This window comes from Streptomyces rugosispiralis, assembly GCF_024505145.1.
GTDB lineage: Bacteria > Actinomycetota > Actinomycetes > Streptomycetales > Streptomycetaceae > Streptomyces > Streptomyces rugosispiralis.
The window spans coordinates 136385-153217 of the sequence record NZ_JANIAA010000007.1; the positions used below are offsets into that span (position 1 = coordinate 136385).

14 protein-coding genes are annotated in these 16833 nt (G+C 70.9%); 5 read left to right on the plus strand and 9 right to left on the minus strand.

What is annotated here, in order from left to right; translation table 11 throughout:
• The first annotated feature begins 59 nt into the window (after window positions 1-59).
• Together NP777_RS14495 and NP777_RS14500 are read left to right on the plus strand one after the other, a co-directional pair.
• Window positions 60-722, plus strand: a complete 663-nt coding sequence (locus tag NP777_RS14495) for a DUF742 domain-containing protein (protein ID WP_121824878.1) — start codon at window positions 60-62, stop codon at window positions 720-722.
• A complete protein-coding gene (locus NP777_RS14500) occupies window positions 703-1281 on the plus strand; it encodes a GTP-binding protein (protein ID WP_075200410.1) in 579 nt (192 codons plus the stop codon). The genes NP777_RS14495 and NP777_RS14500 overlap by 20 nt, the downstream gene beginning before the upstream one ends.
• 127 nt (window positions 1282-1408) lie before the next feature.
• Here the strand turns inward: NP777_RS14500 and NP777_RS14505 are convergent, their stop codons facing one another.
• The 5 genes from NP777_RS14505 to NP777_RS14525 all read right to left on the minus strand — a co-directional run bounded on the left by NP777_RS14505 (window position 1409) and on the right by NP777_RS14525 (window position 7903).
• Complete coding sequence (locus tag NP777_RS14505; RefSeq protein WP_078559055.1) at window positions 1409-1648, minus strand: acyl-CoA carboxylase subunit epsilon; 240 nt, start codon at window positions 1646-1648, stop codon at window positions 1409-1411.
• A 55-nt stretch (window positions 1649-1703) separates the two neighbouring features.
• Window positions 1704-3287, minus strand: a complete 1584-nt coding sequence (locus tag NP777_RS14510) for an acyl-CoA carboxylase subunit beta (RefSeq protein WP_037948515.1) — start codon at window positions 3285-3287, stop codon at window positions 1704-1706.
• Between the two features lie 331 nt (window positions 3288-3618).
• A complete protein-coding gene (gene cimA / locus NP777_RS14515; protein WP_256650549.1) occupies window positions 3619-5217 on the minus strand; it encodes a citramalate synthase in 1599 nt (532 codons plus the stop codon).
• Window positions 5218-5570: 353 nt separating this feature from the next.
• The gene (locus NP777_RS14520) at window positions 5571-6656 is read right to left on the minus strand and encodes a branched-chain amino acid aminotransferase (protein WP_256650550.1); all 1086 of its coding nucleotides are present in this window, start codon (window positions 6654-6656) and stop codon (window positions 5571-5573) included.
• Between the two features lie 203 nt (window positions 6657-6859).
• Complete coding sequence (locus tag NP777_RS14525; RefSeq protein WP_256650551.1) at window positions 6860-7903, minus strand: 3-isopropylmalate dehydrogenase; 1044 nt, start codon at window positions 7901-7903, stop codon at window positions 6860-6862.
• A gap of 128 nt (window positions 7904-8031) precedes the next feature.
• Here NP777_RS14525 and NP777_RS14530 point away from each other — a divergent pair, with 128 nt between their 5' ends.
• Window positions 8032-9615, plus strand: a complete 1584-nt coding sequence (locus NP777_RS14530) for a purple acid phosphatase family protein (protein WP_256650552.1) — start codon at window positions 8032-8034, stop codon at window positions 9613-9615.
• Here NP777_RS14530 and NP777_RS14535 read toward each other — a convergent pair.
• The 3 genes from NP777_RS14535 to NP777_RS14545 form a co-directional block, all read right to left on the minus strand.
• Window positions 9609-9731 carry a hypothetical protein gene (locus NP777_RS14535; protein ID WP_020868213.1) on the minus strand — a complete coding sequence of 41 codons (123 nt, stop codon included), beginning with the start codon at window positions 9729-9731 and terminating at the stop codon, window positions 9609-9611. The two genes, NP777_RS14530 and NP777_RS14535, sit on opposite strands and share 7 nt — an antisense overlap.
• Window positions 9732-10255: 524 nt before the next feature.
• A complete protein-coding gene (gene pruA / locus NP777_RS14540) occupies window positions 10256-11887 on the minus strand; it encodes an L-glutamate gamma-semialdehyde dehydrogenase (RefSeq protein ID WP_256650553.1) in 1632 nt (543 codons plus the stop codon).
• A 68-nt stretch (window positions 11888-11955) separates the two neighbouring features.
• Window positions 11956-12882 carry a proline dehydrogenase family protein gene (locus NP777_RS14545; protein ID WP_256650554.1) on the minus strand — a complete coding sequence of 309 codons (927 nt, stop codon included), beginning with the start codon at window positions 12880-12882 and terminating at the stop codon, window positions 11956-11958.
• A 164-nt stretch (window positions 12883-13046) separates the two neighbouring features.
• Here NP777_RS14545 and NP777_RS14550 point away from each other — a divergent pair, with 164 nt between their 5' ends.
• Window positions 13047-14342, plus strand: coding sequence for a helix-turn-helix domain-containing protein (locus NP777_RS14550; protein ID WP_256650555.1), 1296 nt, complete (start codon window positions 13047-13049; stop codon window positions 14340-14342).
• Between the two features lie 8 nt (window positions 14343-14350).
• Here the strand turns inward: NP777_RS14550 and NP777_RS14555 are convergent, their stop codons facing one another.
• Window positions 14351-14992 (minus strand): TetR/AcrR family transcriptional regulator, encoded by a 642-nt coding sequence (locus NP777_RS14555; protein WP_256650556.1) that lies wholly within the window; start codon window positions 14990-14992, stop codon window positions 14351-14353.
• 148 nt (window positions 14993-15140) lie between these two features.
• On the opposite strand from NP777_RS14555, the gene NP777_RS14560 reads away from it, so the two are divergent.
• A complete protein-coding gene (locus NP777_RS14560) occupies window positions 15141-16730 on the plus strand; it encodes an MFS transporter (RefSeq protein ID WP_256650557.1) in 1590 nt (529 codons plus the stop codon).
• Window positions 16731-16833: the final 103 nt, after the last annotated feature.

The window sequence follows — 16833 nt, forward strand, 5'->3', positions numbered from 1 at the left end:
CACCGCGCCATAGGGTGCGGTGGCGCGACCGGCAAGACAGGCGAGTTGGAGGAGGACACGTGGCAACGCCCCCTAGCGGATATCCGTACGCCCACGGGCAGCCGTCCGAGCCGCGCGGAGAGGGCCCAGTGAAGCGCTACAACTTCCCCTCCGCACCCAGCCGCCAGGCCCGCTCTCCACAGCAGCCGGAGCCCCAGCGGGAGCAGCAGCCCCCGCGGCGGCAGCCGCAGCGGCCCCAGCAACAGCCGTACACGCCCTCCTACGCGCCTCCCGGACCGTCGGAGGGATCCTGGTACGACGCGCCGCCCGCGCCCCGTATCGAGCCCGTACAGCCGCCTGAGCGCCCCGCCCCGGAACCTTCCTCCCCCGCGGGCGGCACTCATAACCCTCTGGTGCGCCCGTACGCCATGACAGGGGGCCGGACCCGGCCCCGGTACCAGCTCGCCATCGAGGCGCTGGTGCACACCACGGCCGACCCCGCTCAGCTCCAGGGCCAACTGCCCGAGCACCAGCGGATCTGCCAACTGTGCCGCGAGATCAAGTCGGTCGCCGAGATCTCCGCACTGCTCACCATTCCTCTCGGCGTAGCCCGCATCCTCGTAGCCGACCTGGCCGAGGCGGGGCTCGTCGCGATCCATCAGCCCGGCGGCGACGAGTCCGCCGGCGGTCAGCCTGACGTGACACTGCTCGAAAGGGTGCTCAGTGGACTTCGCAAGCTCTAGCGGTGCAGCCCGCTCCACCACCTCCGCGAAAATCGTGGTGGCGGGCGGCTTCGGCGTGGGCAAGACCACGTTCGTCGGCGCGGTCTCGGAGATCAACCCGCTGCGCACCGAAGCCGTGATGACCTCCGCCTCGGCGGGGATCGACGATCTCACCCACGCGCCGGACAAGACCACCACCACGGTGGCCATGGACTTCGGCCGCATCACGCTGGACCAGGACCTGATCCTGTACCTGTTCGGCACGCCCGGCCAGGACCGCTTCTGGTTCATGTGGGACGACCTGGTCCGGGGTGCCATCGGCGCGGTCGTCCTGGTGGACACCCGCCGCCTCGCCGACTGCTTCCCGGCGGTCGACTACTTCGAGAACTCCGGGCTGCCGTTCGTCATCGCCCTCAACGGCTTCGACGGGCACCAGCCCTACAACCCCGAAGAGGTCCGCGAGGCCCTGCAGATCGGCCCCGACGCGCCGATCATCACCACCGATGCCCGCCACCGCAGCGAGGCCAAGAGCGCGCTGATCACCCTGGTCGAGCACGCGCTGATGGCCCGGCTGCGGTAGCCGAGGCCGCCCGCGGAAGCCAAAATCCCCTGCTCTCCGAAGGAGAACAGGGGATTTGTGCGTTTCCGCGGCTTGGGGCGTTTCCGCGGCGGCGCCGGTGGGCGCTCGGCCCCCGGCGCCGGTGGGCTCAGCCCTGCCAGCTGTGCGGCGCGCTGAACGCCGGGCGGCGCTCCAGCCGGCGCCAGCGGGCGGCGCTGCGGCTCGGGCGGGTGGAGCCGGCGGTCCGGTGGGTGCCGGCGGCCGCGCGGGCGAGCAGCACCGCGGTGACCGCGGCGAGTTCCTCGGCGTCGGCGTGACCCTTCTCGACCCGGACCAGGGTGGCCGCCGCCGCGGCGGCGGGATCGGCGATATCGCTGGGTGTGCTCACGGTGTTCTCTTCTCCCTTGTCGCGCGGGTCCCGCGCGAGGTCATGAACGTGAGGGTTACTGCGGCGGGTTGCCGTGCTTGCGGGACGGCAGGTCGGCGTGCTTGTCGCGCAGCATCGCCAGGGAGCGGATGAGGACCTCACGGGTTTCGGTCGGGTCGATCACATCGTCGACCAGCCCCCGCTCGGCCGCGTAGTACGGGTGCATCAGCTCGGACTTGTACTCCTTGACCATGCGGGCGCGCATGGCCTCGGGGTCGTCGGCGCCGGCGATCTGACGGCGGAAGATCACGTTGGCGGCGCCCTCGGCACCCATCACCGCGATCTCGTTGGTCGGCCAGGCGTAGGTCAGGTCGGCCCCGATGGACTGGGAGTCCATCACGATGTAGGCGCCGCCGTACGCCTTGCGCAGGATGACGGAGATCCGCGGCACGGTGGCGTTGCAGTACGCGTACAGCATCTTGGCGCCGTGCCGGATGATCCCGCCGTGCTCCTGGTCCACACCGGGCAGGAAGCCGGGCACGTCGAGGAAGGTGACCAGCGGGATGTTGAAGGCGTCGCACATCTGGATGAAGCGCGCGGACTTCTCCGACGCCTCGATGTCCAGCACCCCGGCCAGCGACTGCGGCTGGTTGGCGATGATGCCGACCACCTGGCCGTCGAGCCGGGTCAGCGCGCAGATGATGTTGGTCGCCCAGCGTTCGTGGACCTCGAGGTACTCACCGTCGTCGACGATCTCCTCGATGACCTTGCGCATGTCGTACGGCCGGTTGCCGTCGGCCGGGACGAGGTCCAGCAGCGAGTCGCCGCGCCGGGAGGCCGGGTCGTCGGACTCGACGGTCGGCGGGTTCTCGCGGTTGTTCTGCGGCAGCAGCGACAGGAGGTAGCGGACCTCCTCGAGGCAGGTCTCCTCGTCGTCGTAGGCGAAGTGACACACACCCGAGGTCTCGGCGTGCACATCCGCGCCGCCCAGTCCGTTCTGGCTGACCTTCTCGCCCGTCACCGCCTGGACCACATCGGGTCCGGTGATGAACATCTGCGAGGTCTCCCGGACCATGAAGACGAAGTCCGTCAGCGCCGGGGAGTACGCCGCGCCGCCCGCGCACGGGCCGAGCATCACGCTGATCTGGGGGATGACACCGGACGCCTTGGTGTTCCGCTGGAAGATGCCGCCGTAACCGGCGAGCGCCGAGACGCCCTCCTGGATACGGGCGCCGGCGCCGTCGTTGAGGGACACCAGCGGCGCCCCGGCCGAGATGGCCATGTCCATGATCTTGTGGATCTTGGTCGCGTGGGCCTCCCCCAGCGCCCCGCCGAAGATCCTGAAGTCGTGTGCGTAGACGAACACCGTCCGTCCGTGGACGGTCCCCCAGCCGGTGACGACACCGTCGGTGTAAGGCTTCTTGGCCTCGAGACCGAACCCGGTCGCACGATGCCGCCGCAGCGGCTCCACTTCGTTGAAGGACCCCTCGTCAAGCAGCAGATCGATCCGCTCGCGAGCCGTCAGCTTCCCCTTGGCCTTCTGAGCCTCGGTCGCCCGCTCGCTCGGGCCGCGCCGAGCCTGCTCGCGAATCGCGTGCAGCTCGGCGACGCGCCCGCGAACGTCACTCGCCTCAGCAGGCGCACCTTCGAGATTGGTCATGCAATGACGGTACGTTCCCGGACCCCCGGAAACGCATGTCAATTCCCTACAACGTCAGGGGCGTTTTGGTGGGCAGGCGGAACAGAACTGGACAGCGGCTTTCTCACTACCTGGTGTCCTAAAGGACTATCGCCCCTGTCGGCACCCCACAAACCTCCAGGCTGTGACGGTGCGGGGGGCGGGCGCGACCACCCGGATGGGCGCCGTCCGCCGGAGCGGCCGTGCGGCCGGATCGGGCAACGGAGCACGTCGGCCCGCGCTCCGCTCCCCGAACCCTACTCCGGCGGCCGCCGGAGCCGCATCATCCGCATATTCCGCAGTCCGGCCGGCGTCACTCCTGCGGGTCCACCCCGGCCCGCAGCAGCCCGTAGGCGTAGGCGTCGTCCAGGGCCTGCCAGGACGCGGCGATCACGTTCTCCCCGACGCCCACCGTCGACCACTCCCCCTGGCCGTCCGCGGTGGAGACCAGCACCCGGGTCGTGGACTCGGTGCCGTGCTTGCCTTCCAGGATGCGGACCTTGTAGTCCACCAGCTCCATCGTCGCCAGCTGCGGATAGATCCGCTCCAGCCCCACCCGCAGCGCCCGGTCCAGGGCGTTCACCGGGCCGTTGCCCTCCGCCGTGGCGACGATCCGCTCACCCTTGGCCCACAGCTTCACGGTGGCCTCGTTGGCGTGGGTGCCGTCCGGGCGGTCCTCGACGATCGCCCGCCAGGACTCGACGCGGAAGAAGCGGCGGGGACGGCCCTCGACCTCCTGGCGCAGCAGCAGCTCGAAGGAGGCGTCGGCGGCCTCGTAGGTGTAGCCCGCGAGCTCCCGCTCCTTGACCCGCTCCACGATCCGGCCCACCAGCGCCCGGTCGCCGCCGAGGTCGATGCCCAGCTCCTTGCCCTTGAGCTCGATCGAGGCCCGGCCGGCCATGTCGGAGACGAGCATCCGCATGGTGTTGCCGACCCGCTCGGGGTCGATGTGCTGGTACAGATCCGGGTCGACCTTGATCGCGGAGGCGTGCAGCCCGGCCTTGTGGGCGAAGGCGGAAACACCCACATAGGGCTGGTGAGTGGACGGCGTCAGATTGACGACCTCGGCGATCGCGTGCGAGATCCGGGTCATCTCCCCCAGGGCGCCCTCCGGCAGCACCCGGCGGCCGTACTTGAGCTCCAGGGCCGCGACGACCGGGAAGAGGTTGGCGTTGCCCACCCGCTCGCCGTAGCCGTTGGCCGTGCACTGGACGTGGGTGGCGCCCGCGTCCACGGCGGCGAGGGTGTTGGCGACCGCGCAGCCGGTGTCGTCCTGGGCGTGGATGCCCAGCCGCGCCCCGGTGTCGGCCAGCACGGTGCGGACCACCGCGTCGATCTGGCCGGGGAGCATGCCGCCGTTGGTGTCGCAGAGGATCACCACCTCGGCGCCCGCCTCGTGGGCGGCGGAGACGACCTGCTTGGCGTAGCCGGCGTTGGCGCGGTAGCCGTCGAAGAAGTGCTCGCAGTCGAGGAAGACCCGGCGGCCCTGGGACCGCAGATAGGCGACGGTCTCGCGGACCATCGCGAGGTTCTCCTCGAGCGTGGTGCGCAGGGCCAGCTCCACATGGCGGTCGTGGGACTTCGCCACCAGGGTGATCACCGGCGCCCCGGACTCCAGCAACGCCTTGACCTGGGCGTCGTCCTCGGCGCGCACCCCTGCCTTACGGGTGGCGCCGAACGCCACCAGCTGGGCGTGTTTGAAGTCGATCTCGGCGCGGGCCCGGGCGAAGAACTCCGTGTCGCGCGGGTTGGCGCCGGGCCAGCCGCCCTCGATGAAGCCCACGCCGAAGTCGTCCAGGTGACGGGCGATGGTCAGCTTGTCCGCGACCGTGAGGTTGATGCCCTCGCGCTGCGCTCCGTCGCGCAGGGTGGTGTCGAAGACGTGGAAGCCGTCGTCGGGCAGATCCTTCATGGTTGGTCTGGCTCCTGTCGGATGGATCTCGGTCTACCGGAATATCCGGTTCCGCGCCTTCCTATGATCCCTCACGCTTCGCGTCCGGCGGGATGGTCCGGAAAACGAAAAGACCCCTCGCGGGTGCGAGAGGTCTGCGCGCGGGTCTGGGGCACGGTGGCCGCCCCGTACCGGGTCGTACGGGCGGTCACTGCGGACCGGCGCGCCTGCTGCCAATAATCATGGCGAACGAGAGCACGGAGGCAGTCTGGCACATTCCGCCCCCGCCCTCTCATCCGTCTCAGCATGCGAACCCCCGGCGTCAACGAGGTGACGCCGGGGGGCGGCCCAGGCCCGAAGGGCAGCCCAGAAGGTCAGCCCAGGGGGTGCATCCAGCCATGCGGGTCCGGGGCGGCGCCGGTCTGGATGTCCAGCAGCGCCTTGCGCAGCCGCATGGTCACCTCGCCCGGCTCCCCGTCGGCCACCGTCCAGTTCGCTCGGGCGGACTTGACCGAGCCGACCGGGGTGATCACGGCCGCCGTACCGCAGGCGAAGACCTCGGTGAGGGTGCCGTCGGCGTTGCCCTCGCGCCAGTCGTCGACGGAGATCCGGCCCTCGGTGACCTCGTAGCCGAGGTCGGCGGCGATCTCCAGCAGCGAGGCGCGGGTGATCCCCGGCAGCAGCGAACCGGACAGCTCGGGGGTCACGATGCGGTCCCCGTACACGAAGTACAGGTTCATCCCGCCCATCTCCTCGATCCAGCGGCGCTCGATCGCGTCCAGCCAGACCACCTGGTCACAGCCCTGCTCGGCGGCCTGCGCCTGGGCGACCAGGGAGGCCGCGTAGTTGCCGCCCGTCTTGGCCGCGCCGGTGCCGCCGGGCGCCGCGCGGACGTACTCCTCCGAGAGCCAGACCGAGACCGGCCGCACACCGCCGGGGAAGTAGGCCCCGGCCGGGGAGGCGATCACCACGAAGAGGAATTCGTTCGAGGGCCGGACACCGAGCCCGACCTCGGTGGCGAACATGAAGGGCCGCAGGTACAGGGACTGCTCCCCGTGGCCCGGCACCCATGCCTTGTCCTGGGTGACCAACGCGTCACACGCCGCGATGAACGTGTCGACGGGGAGCTCCGGCATGCCCATGCGGCGCGCGGACGTCTGGAACCGCTCGGCGTTCTGGTCGGGGCGGAACGTGGCCACGGTGCCGTCGGGCCGGCGGTACGCCTTGAGCCCCTCGAAGATCGTCTGGGCGTAGTGCAGCGTCATGTTCGCCGGGTCGAGCGAGAGCGCGGCGTACGGCACGAGCTGGGCCTCGTGCCAACCACGACCCTCCGTCCACTTGACCGTCACCATGTGATCGGTGAAGTGGCGGCCGAATCCGGGGTTGGCCAGGATCTTCTCCCGCTCGGCGGCGGGCAGGGGGTGGGAGGAGGGCTTGAGCTCGATCGTGGGCGTCGTCATGGCAGGTAGTCCTTCACCTTTGGTTGTGGCGGACCGCGCTCACACCATCCTGCCCGCAAGCGGTACTAGGACGTCCAAGCTCTTCTTCACACAGCGGCCCCACCGGGGATTATCTCCTAGGTGAGGCCGAAGAAGTGAGCGTTGTGCAACGCGCGGCCCAAGGTCGATGGTCGCACCCAGCCGCGCGCTGGCACAGGCTGGGGTCAGCCGGATACTCGGGCGGCGAGCGCGTCGCCGATCTCGTCGGTGGTGCGCGGCGCGGCCGCGTCCCGCTCGGCGAGGTCGGAGGCGACGGCGGTCTCGATACGGGCCGCCTCGTCCCCGTAGCCGAGGTGCGACAGCAGCAGGGCCACCGACAGCACGGTCGCCGTCGGGTCGGCCTTGCCGGTGCCCGCGATGTCCGGCGCGGAGCCGTGGACCGGCTCGAACATCGACGGGAAGGCGCCGGAGGGGTTGATGTTGCCACTCGCGGCGAGCCCGATACCGCCGGTGACGGCGGCGGCGAGGTCGGTAAGGATGTCACCGAAGAGGTTGTCGGTGACGATCACGTCGAACCGCTCCGGCTGGGTGACGAAGAAGATCGTCGCGGCGTCGACATGCAGATAGTCGGTGGCGACCTCGGGGTACTCCTGGCCGACCCGGTCGAAGATGTTCTTCCACAGGTGGCCGGCGTGCACCAGGACGTTGTTCTTGTGCACGAGGGTCAGCTTCTTGCGCGGACGGGCGTTGGCCCGCTCGTAGGCGTCCCGGACCACCCGCTCGACCCCGTGGGCGGTGTTCAGGCTGACCTCGGTGGCGACCTCGTCCGGGGTGCCGGTACGCATCGAGCCGCCATTGCCCACGTACGGGCCCTCGGTGCCCTCGCGGACCACCACGAAGTCGATGTCGGGGCGGCCGGCCAGCGGGCTCGGAGTGTTCGGGAAGAGCTTCGACGGACGCAGGTTGACGTAGTGGTCGAAGGCGAAGCGCAGCTTGAGCAGCAGCCCGCGCTCGAGCACGCCCGACGGCACCGACGGGTCGCCGATGGCGCCGAGCAGGATCGCGTCGTGGTCCTTCAGCGACTCCAGGTCCGCGTCCGGCAGGGTGTCGCCGGTGGCGTGCCAGCGCCGGGCGCCGAGGTCGTAACTACGGGTCTCCAGCTTCACGTCCTGCGGAAGGGCGGCGGAGAGGACCTTCAGGCCCTGGGCCACGACTTCCTGGCCGATACCGTCACCGGGGATCACTGCGAGGCGAATGCTGCGAGACATACCCGGACCCTACCGCTCGTCCCATGGATTGACATAGGCATTCCACCATTCGGACGGCCACCCAGCGGCAATCATCCGTTCACCCCCGGTACGGGGCGCCGTTGACCGCTCGGGGGACATTCCGGTCCATGGACACACCACGGTTCGGCGTACCGGAGCGGCTCGCCCAGCGGATGACCATGGCGGAGCGGCACGAGTATCTGCGGGCCCGGCTCTCCCGCCGCCGGGTGCTGCGCGGGGGCGCCGCCACGGCGAGCACGGTCGCGGGCGCCGGGCTGCTGGGCGGCGCGGCGTGCGCCGCCGGCCCCAAGCCGGCGGCGGCCCCCGGCCCGGGGCCGGGGACCGCCACGGTGGACGGCGCGCTGGTCGCCCCGTTCGGCCGCCATCTGGCCTTCGGCGCCGATCCGCGGACCCAGATGCGGATCTCCTGGCAGGTGCCGTTCGCGGTGCGCAAGCCGTATGTGCGGATCGGCACCAGCCCGCTGGAGCTCACCCGCAAGGTCGAGGCCGAGGTGCGCCATCTGCACACCCCGTCGCTGAGCGACGAGCTGCCCGCGGTCGACCAGTTCTATCTGCACGCCGCGGTGGACGACCTGCGCCCGGGGGTCACCTACTACTACGGCGTCGGGCACGCGGACCGCGACCCGGCCGAGCCGCGCCACTTCGCCTCCGTGGGCACCTTCCGCACCGCGCCGGACCGGCCCGGGAAGTTCGTCTTCACCGCCTTCGGGGACCAGGGGGTGAGCTATGACGCGCTCGCCAACGACCAGTTGATCCTCGGCCAGAACCCGTCGTTCCATCTGCACGCCGGGGACCTGTGCTACGCGGACACCACCGGCCACGGAAAGAAGTCCGACCTCTACGACGCCCGGGTCTGGGACTCCTTCCTCGCCCAGACCGACTCGGTCGCGGCGAGCGTGCCATGGATGGTGACGACCGGGAACCACGACATGGAGGCGTGGTACTCCCCCGACGGCTACGGCGGCCAGCTGGCCCGCTGGTCGCTGCCGGAAAACGGCCCGGATCCGCGCAAGGCGCCCGGCGTCTACTCGTTCGTCTACGGGAACGTGGGCGTGGTCGCCCTGGACGCCAATGACGTGTCGTACGAGATGCCGGTTAACAAGGGGTACACGGACGGGGCGCAGACCCGCTGGCTGGACCGGAAGCTGGCGGAGCTGCGCAAGCGGCCCGGCATCGACTTCCTGGTGGTCTTCTTCCACCACTGCGCCTACTCCACCACCAGCGCCCACGCCTCGGACGGCGGGGTGCGCGACGCGTGGGTGCCGCTGTTCGACAAGCACCAGGTGGACCTGGTCATCAACGGCCACAACCACGTCTACGAGCGGACCGACGCCCTCCGGGGCGGCAAGGTCGCCCGCCGGGTCCCGGTGGAGGGCGGCGCCGACGCGGTACGCGACGGGATCGTCTATGTGACGGCGGGCGGGGCGGGCGCGAAGCTCTACGAGTTCCCGGTGCCCGACAGCTACGAGGGGCACGTCAAGGACCTCGACGAGGTGAAGACCTACCACTGGACGAAGGACGGCGAGAAGAACCGGGACAGTGCCGACTGGTCCCGGGTCCGCTACACCGGCTTCTCGTTCCTCGCGGTGGAGGTCGAGCCGGGCACCCGCCCCAGGCTCACGGTCACGGCCCTGGCGGAGTCGGGCGAGCGGGTCGACCGCTTCGAGGTCACCCGGCCCCGGCGTCAGTGACCGGTCGCGCCGCCGTTGTCCCGGCGGTCGAGGGCGCGCTGGAGCGCTGCGGCCGCCTTCTTGCGGTCGGTGTTGTCGGTCTTGCGGCGGATCCTGCGGACAGTCGTCTCGGCCATGATCACATCTCCTCTGCTGAACCCCCGGAGGACGCCCGGGAGGAAGGAAAGCTCCCCGAGAAGGTGGCTGCCGGAAGGGCGGGGGCCTGGGTGCGGCAGGGGTCGCCTGCGCGATGTGCACCGGCCGCGGCCGCCATCGCTGGATGCAGCGAGACGTTCGGCTTCCACAAAAGTAAGGCAGCGGAGCGTCAGTGTCTGCACAATTAGTCGGACGTCCTACTATCTGAGACGCGAACAGCATGACATCGGCCACTGACCCAGGGTGATCTTCTGTCGGCGCCGCGCCGGTGATCGAGGCCGACCCCCGTCCGGCCTCGACCAACGGCGGCCGATCGCAAGTCCGTGGGCGTTCCCGCGCCTGGTTACCCACGTAAACTGCGGTAAATAGTGCCTACTTGACTGGTTGACGCTAGCACCGCCGCGTATCGGGCGTCCACAGATTTCCCCCGACGCGCCCCCGCACACCACCGCGCCCCCGGACCACTTCAGCGTGGTCCGGGGGCGCGGTCGCCGGGGCTCGAGGGTCAGCCCATGTGCGGGTAGCGGTACTCGGTCGGCGGCACCAGGGTCTCCTTGATGGAGCGGGTGGAGGTCCAGCGCATCAGGTTCTGCTTGGCGCCCGCCTTGTCGTTGGTGCCGGACGCGCGGCCGCCGCCGAAGGGCTGCTGGCCGACGACGGCACCGGTCGGCTTGTCGTTGATGTAGAAGTTGCCGGCCGCGAAGCGCAGCGCCTCACAGGCGGCGGCCGCCGCCGCGCGGTCCTGGGCGATGACGGCGCCGGTCAGCCCGTACGGGGCGGCCGACTCCATCTGCCGCAGCATCGCGTCGTACTCCGCGTCCTCGTAGACGTGCACCCCGAGGATCGGGCCGAAGTACTCGTCCTTGAAGATCTCGTTCTCCGGGTCGGTGGAGACCAGCACGGTCGGGCGGACGAACCAGCCCTCGCTGTCGTCGTAGGAGCCGCCCGCGACGACCTCGACCGTGGGGTCGGACTTCGCCCGGTCGATCGCCGCCTTGTTCTTGGCGAAGGCGCGCTCGTCGATGACCGCGCCCATGAAGTTGCCGAGGTCGGCCACATCGCCCATGGTCAGCCCGTTGACCTCGGTGGCGAACTCCTCCTTGAGGCCGTTCTCCCACAGGGAGCGCGGCACATAGGCACGGGAGGCCGCGGAGCACTTCTGGCCCTGGAACTCGAAGGCGCCGCGGGTCATCGCCGTCTTCAGCACCGCCGGGTCGGCCGACGGGTGGGCGACGATGAAGTCCTTGCCGCCGGTCTCGCCGACCAGCCGCGGATAGGTCTTGTAGTTCTCGATGTTGTTGCCGACCGTCTTCCACAGGTACTGGAAGGTACGGGTCGAACCGGTGAAGTGGATGCCCGCGAGGTCCGGGTGGGCCAGCGCCACCTCGGAGACCTCCTTGCCGTCGCCCGTGACCAGGTTGATCACGCCCTTGGGCAGTCCGGCCTCCTCCAGCAGCTCCATCAGCAGCACGGCCGCGTGCGTCTGGGTCGGGGACGGCTTCCAGACCACCACATTGCCCATCAGGGCGGGGGCGGTCGGGAGGTTGCCCGCGATGGCCGAGAAGTTGAAGGGGGTGATCGCGTAGACGAACCCCTCCAGCGGCCGGTGGTCGGTGCGGTTCCAGACCCCGGGCGAGTTGGTCACCGGCTGCTCGGCCAGGATCTGGCGGGCGAAGTGGACGTTGAAGCGCCAGAAGTCGATCAGCTCACACGGGGTGTCGATCTCCGCCTGCTGCGCGGTCTTCGACTGGCCCAGCATGGTGGACGCGGCGAGCGTCTCCCGCCAGGGGCCGGAGAGCAGATCGGCTGCCTTGAGGATGACCGCGGCGCGGTCGTCGAAGCTGAGCGCACGCCACGCCGGGGCCGCGGCCAGGGCGGCGTCGATCGCGTCCTGCGCGTCCGCTCGAGTGGCGTTGGCGTAGGTGCCCAGGCGGGCGGCGTGCTTGTGCGGCTGGACGACGTCGAAGCGCTCCCCCGCTCCCATCCGCTTCTGGCCGCCGATGGTCATCGGCAGATCGATGGGGTTCTCGCCGAGCTCCTTGAGCTTGGTCTCGAGGCGGGCGCGCTCCGGGGTGCCGGGGGCGTAGGTGTGCACCGGCTCGTTCACCGGCACGGGGACCTGGGTGACGGCGTCCATGATGGCCGTTGTCTCCTTCGATCGTCGGGGGCGTCGGGGGTTTACGAGGTCTGCGATCCCGGGAGCGGTCAGCGGCGGCCGACCAGCGAGCGCAGGAAGAATGTGAGGTTGGCGGGACGCTCCGCGAGGCGGCGCATGAAGTACCCATACCAGTCTGTGCCATACGGGACGTAAACCCGCATACGGTGACCTTCCGCCACCAGCCGCTCCTGCTCGGCCACGCGGATCCCGTACAGCATCTGGAACTCGTACTCGTCCAGCTTGCGCCCGAGGCGGTGCGCCAGATCCTGGGCGATGGCGACCATGCGCGGATCGTGCGAGCCGATCATGGGGTAGCCCTCACCGGCCATCAGGATCTTCAGACAGCGCACATATGAGCGGTCCACCTCGCGCTTGTCCTGGTGGGCGACGCTCGCCGGCTCGTTGTACGCGCCCTTCACCAGCCGCACCCGCGAGCCTTCCCCGGCCAGCGCCCGGCAGTCGTCCTCGGTCCGGAAGAGATAGGACTGGAGGACCGCCCCGGTCTGCGGGAAGCGGGTGCGCAGCTCGCCGAGGATGGCGAGGGTGGAGTCCACCGTGGTGTGGTCCTCCATGTCGAGGGTGACCGTCGTGCCCGCCGCGGCGGCGGCCTCCACGACCGGGGTCACATTGGCCAGCGCCAGATCGTGGCCCCCGGGCAGCGCCTGGCCGAAGGCGGAGAGCTTCACGGACATCTCCGCGCGCCCGGCGAGCCCCTCGGCGGCCAGCGCCTCGGTCAGCGCCAGATAGGCGTCACGGCTGCGCAGCGCCTCGGACCGGTCGGTCACGTCCTCGCCCAGATGGTCCAGGGTGACGTCCAGGCCACGGGCGGCCAGCGACCGCACCGCCTCCAGGGACTCGGCCAGCCGTTCCCCGGCGATGAAGCGGTCCACCATCGGGCGGGTGACCGGCGCGGCCGAGACGATACGGCGGATGGCGGCACTGCGCGAAGCGGCGAGCAGCACGGGTCCCAGCACGGGGCACCTCCACGATGACGGCCGACGAACGGCATCGACAACTCACCGTGAAACTTAAGGATGGCGCGGATCCGGGACCATCGACAGCTGTCACGCATCCGTGGCCGGGATCTCAGACATCTGTATGAGAATGTGGGAGGCGAAAGCGGGAAGAGGCGGGACCCATGCGCGACGACTACCAGCAGCTGGTGGACGAGATCACGGCGGTGCTCCGGGCACCCGCGACCCTGGAGAACCGCGACTTCGCACTGATCGCCTTCGGCGCCCAGGACAGCGAGGACAGCGATGACACGGCGGAGCCCGCGCTGGACCCGGTGCGCACCCGCTCGATCCTCCAGCGCCGCTCGACGGCGGCGGTGCGGGCCTGGTTCGAGGCGTTCGGGATCGCCCGAGCGCAGGCGCCGCTGCGGATCCCGCCCGACCCGGCGGCCGGGGTGTTCATGGGCCGCATCTGTCTGCCCGTCCGGCACCGCGGGGTGGTGCACGGCTATGTCTGGCTGCTGGACGACGGCCATCTCGCCGATCTCGAGCTGGGCGGCCCGGCGGGCGCGCGGGACCCCCGGCTGGCCCGCGCGATGGAGACCGCGGATCGCATCGGGGCGCTGCTGGCGGCCGAGGCGCGGGCCGGGGAGGAGCTCGGTGGGCTGCTGCGGGATGCGCTGACCGGGCCGCCGGCCGGGCGGGACGCCGCCCGCTCCGGGCTGCGGGCCGCGCTGCGCGGAGCGGCCGACGGGCCGCTGGCGCTGGTGGCGGTGGTGCCGTGGACGCCGGGGACCGGTGAGGACGCCGACCATCCGGGCCTGCCTCATCTGCCGGGCATCGTGGCCGCGTGCGCGCTGCCGGGGGACGCGGCGGCGGGGTCGTCAGGGGCGCCCGGGGTGGCCCGGACGGCCGGAGCGGCCGGGGCGGGGCTGGCGGCGCTGGTCCGGCTGCGTGCGGCCGCGGCCCTGGACCCGGCCCGCGCGACGGCCGAGCAACTGCTGCGCTCGCCCCGGGCCACGGCGGGGGGCAGGGGCCCGGGGAGCCTGGTGCCGCCCAGGGCCGCCGCCGGGGTCAGCGCGCCCCGGCGCGGTCTCGAGGATCTGCCCGCCGCCTGGCAGGAGGCGCTGGCCGCCGCGCGGGCGGCGCACGCCGACAGCCACCTGGGCCCGGTCGCGGAGTGGTCCGCCATCGGCCCGTACCGACTGCTGGCCGCGCTGCCCGCGCTGCCGCCCGACGCCGCCGTACGGCCGCTGCTCGAGCCCGCGCACGCCGAACTCGCCCGCACCGCCGAGACCTTCCTCGACTGCGCGGGCCAGGCCGGGCGCACCGCCCAGCGGCTGGGCATCCACCGGCAGACGCTGTACTACCGGCTCTCGCGGGTGCGGCAGCTGACCGGTCTCGACCTGGACGCGGGCGAGGACCGGCTGCTGCTCCATATGACGCTGAAGGCGGCACGGCTGGGGCCGCCGGGGGGCTGAGCCCTGGATCAGCCTTCGGGGGCATCCGGGGCGTTCGGGGCATCATGGGCATCCGGGGCGTCCGGGGCGTCGCCGACGATCCGGCGCATCGCCTCGACGAGGTCATGGGCGCTGGGCATGAGGCCGGGGTCGATGGCCATCTGGACGACCATCCCGCTCACCAGCGTCATATAGAACGAGCCCATGACCCGGGAGGTCTCCTCGTCCACATCGCGCTCGTCGATGCCGTGGATCAGCCCCACCAGCCCCTGGCGCCCCTCCGGTTGGGCCCGGCCGAAGGCGGCGCGCAGCTCGGGGTCGTGTCGAACCTGGAGGATGGCCTCCAACTGCGAGCGCCACACCGCCTGGTGCTTGTCGAACAGCTCGAGCACCCGGGTCCAGCGGGCCTCGAACCGCTCCCGCAGCCCGGTGTCCGGGCCCTCGCCCGCCGGGGCGTCCGCCTCGAAGGACCGCTCGACATCATCGGCCCAGTCACCCATGGAGGCGAAGAGCGCCTCCCGCATCAGGGCGTCCTTGGAGCCGTAGTGGTAGCCGATGGAGGCCAGATTGGCACCCGAGGCGGCCACGATGTCCCGCGCCGTCGTACGGGACCAGCCCTTCTCCTCAAGACAGCGCTTGGCCCCGGCCAGCAGATCCTCTCGATGTCCCATGGCGCCAGGGTATCCCGATCCCATACGACCGTCCTAGACGGATGTACTAGACGGACGTACTAGACGGACGTACTAGACGAATGTCTCACACGCATGTTTTACACGGTCGTACTAGACGCTTGTTTAAGACGCTCGTATAGTCCTCGCCATGACCTCGACTTCCACCGGCCCGCGCGCCGGACGCAGGGAATGGACCGCCTTCGTGGTCCTGATGCTTCCGCTCCTCCTGGTCTCCATGGATGTGTCGGTGCTGTACTTCGCGGTGCCGGCCATCAGCCGGGAACTGCACCCCAGTTCCACCCAGCAGCTGTGGATCTTCGACATCTACGCCTTCGCCCTCGCCGGGCTGCTCATCACCATGGGAGCGCTGGGCGACCGCTTCGGACGGCGGAAGCTGCTGCTGTTCGGGGCCGCGGCCTTCGGCGCCGCGTCCGTCGCGGCGGCGTACGCGCAGAGCGCCGAGATGCTCATCGCCGCACGGGCGGTGCTCGGGATCGGCGGCGCCACGCTGATGCCCTCGACGATGGCGCTGGTCCGCAACCTCTTCCTGGACGAGAAGCAGCGGGCCAAGGCGATCGCGATCTGGTCGTCGGCCATGGCGGGCGGTGTCGCGCTGGGCTCGGTGCTGAGCGGAGTGATGATCGAGCACTTCTGGTGGGGCTCGGTCTTCCTGATCAACGTCCCGGCGATGGTCCTGCTGCTGGCGCTGGTGCCGCTCCTGGTGCCGGAGTTCAAGGACCCCGCGCCCGGGGCGTTCGATCTGCCGAGCGTGCCGCTGTCGATGGCCGCGGTGCTGCCGGTGATCTACGGCCTGAAGAAGATCGCCGCGGACAACGGCGTCGGCCTGATCCCGGTGCTGTCCATCGTGGCCGGTCTCGCGATCGGCGCCGTCTTCGTACGGCGCCAGCGCACCCGGCGCGACGCGATGATCAGCCCGGAGCTGTTCCACCACCGCGGCTTCGGCCCGTCGATCGCGCTCAACGCGCTGGCCACCTTCGCCATGATGGGCTCGGCCTACTTCACCACCCAGTATCTGCAGTCGGTGCTCGGCAAGGGCGCGCTGGAGGCGGCGCTGTGGAGCCTGGCCCCGTCCGTCTGCGTCGCCATCGCCGGGCCGGCGGCGGCCGCGGCGGTCCAGCGCGGCGCCAACCGGGCGTATGTGATCGGCGCGGGCTTCGCGACCGCGGCCATCGGCTACGGGGTTCTGGCCCTGGCAGGTACGGACGCGCTGTGGACCGTGCTGATCGGCGCCGCCGTCCTGGCCAGCGGGATCGTCGCGGTGATGTCGCTGGTCACCGACCTGGCGATCGGCACCGTCCCGCCGAAGCGGGCGGGTTCGGCGGCCGCGCTGCTGGAGACGGGCCAGGAGTTCGGCGGGGCGATGGGCATGGCGGTGCTCGGCAGCGTCGGCACCGCCGTCTACCGAAGCGATGTCAAGGACTCGCTGGGCGCCGGGCTGCCCGCCGACGCGTTCGACCAGGTGCGCGAGACGCTGGGCGCGGCCGCCGCGGTGGCGGGTTCGCTGAAGGGGCGGGCCGGGGAGCAGCTGCTGGAGGCGGCGCGGGAGGCGTTCACCCACGGGATGCGGATCGCGTGCGGGGCGGGGGCGGTGGTGCTGGTGGCGGGCGCGATCCTGGCCCTGGTGACGCTGCGCCGGGTCGGTGCGGAGAACGCCGGGCCGCCGACCGTCGAGGACGCGGCCTCGGCCGGCGCGGACGCGGCGGTGCCCGGTCGCTGAGCCGGGACGTAACGCCTGTTGGGGACCCCATCGCGGTGGGGTCCCCAACAGGCGTTGCGTCTCGGGCGAGTTGACCGCACCGTACGCGTTTCCTCGAACACCG

Bases quoted from the DNA above. Each gene is read 5' to 3' on its own strand.
- NP777_RS14525 (WP_256650551.1), bottom strand. From the start codon at position 7,903: ATGTCTCGCAGCATTCGCCTCGCAGTGATCCCCGGTGACGGTATCGGC.
- cimA (WP_256650549.1), bottom strand. From the start codon at position 5,217: ATGAAGGATCTGCCCGACGACGGCTTCCACGTCTTCGACACCACCCTG.
- NP777_RS14530 (WP_256650552.1), top strand. From the start codon at position 8,032: ATGGACACACCACGGTTCGGCGTACCGGAGCGGCTCGCCCAGCGGATG.
- pruA (WP_256650553.1), bottom strand. From the start codon at position 11,887: ATGGACGCCGTCACCCAGGTCCCCGTGCCGGTGAACGAGCCGGTGCAC.
- NP777_RS14560 (WP_256650557.1), top strand. From the start codon at position 15,141: ATGACCTCGACTTCCACCGGCCCGCGCGCCGGACGCAGGGAATGGACC.
- NP777_RS14520 (WP_256650550.1), bottom strand. From the start codon at position 6,656: ATGACGACGCCCACGATCGAGCTCAAGCCCTCCTCCCACCCCCTGCCC.
- NP777_RS14555 (WP_256650556.1), bottom strand. From the start codon at position 14,992: ATGGGACATCGAGAGGATCTGCTGGCCGGGGCCAAGCGCTGTCTTGAG.
- NP777_RS14510 (WP_037948515.1), bottom strand. From the start codon at position 3,287: ATGACCAATCTCGAAGGTGCGCCTGCTGAGGCGAGTGACGTTCGCGGG.
- NP777_RS14535 (WP_020868213.1), bottom strand. From the start codon at position 9,731: ATGGCCGAGACGACTGTCCGCAGGATCCGCCGCAAGACCGACAACACC.
- NP777_RS14550 (WP_256650555.1), top strand. From the start codon at position 13,047: ATGCGCGACGACTACCAGCAGCTGGTGGACGAGATCACGGCGGTGCTC.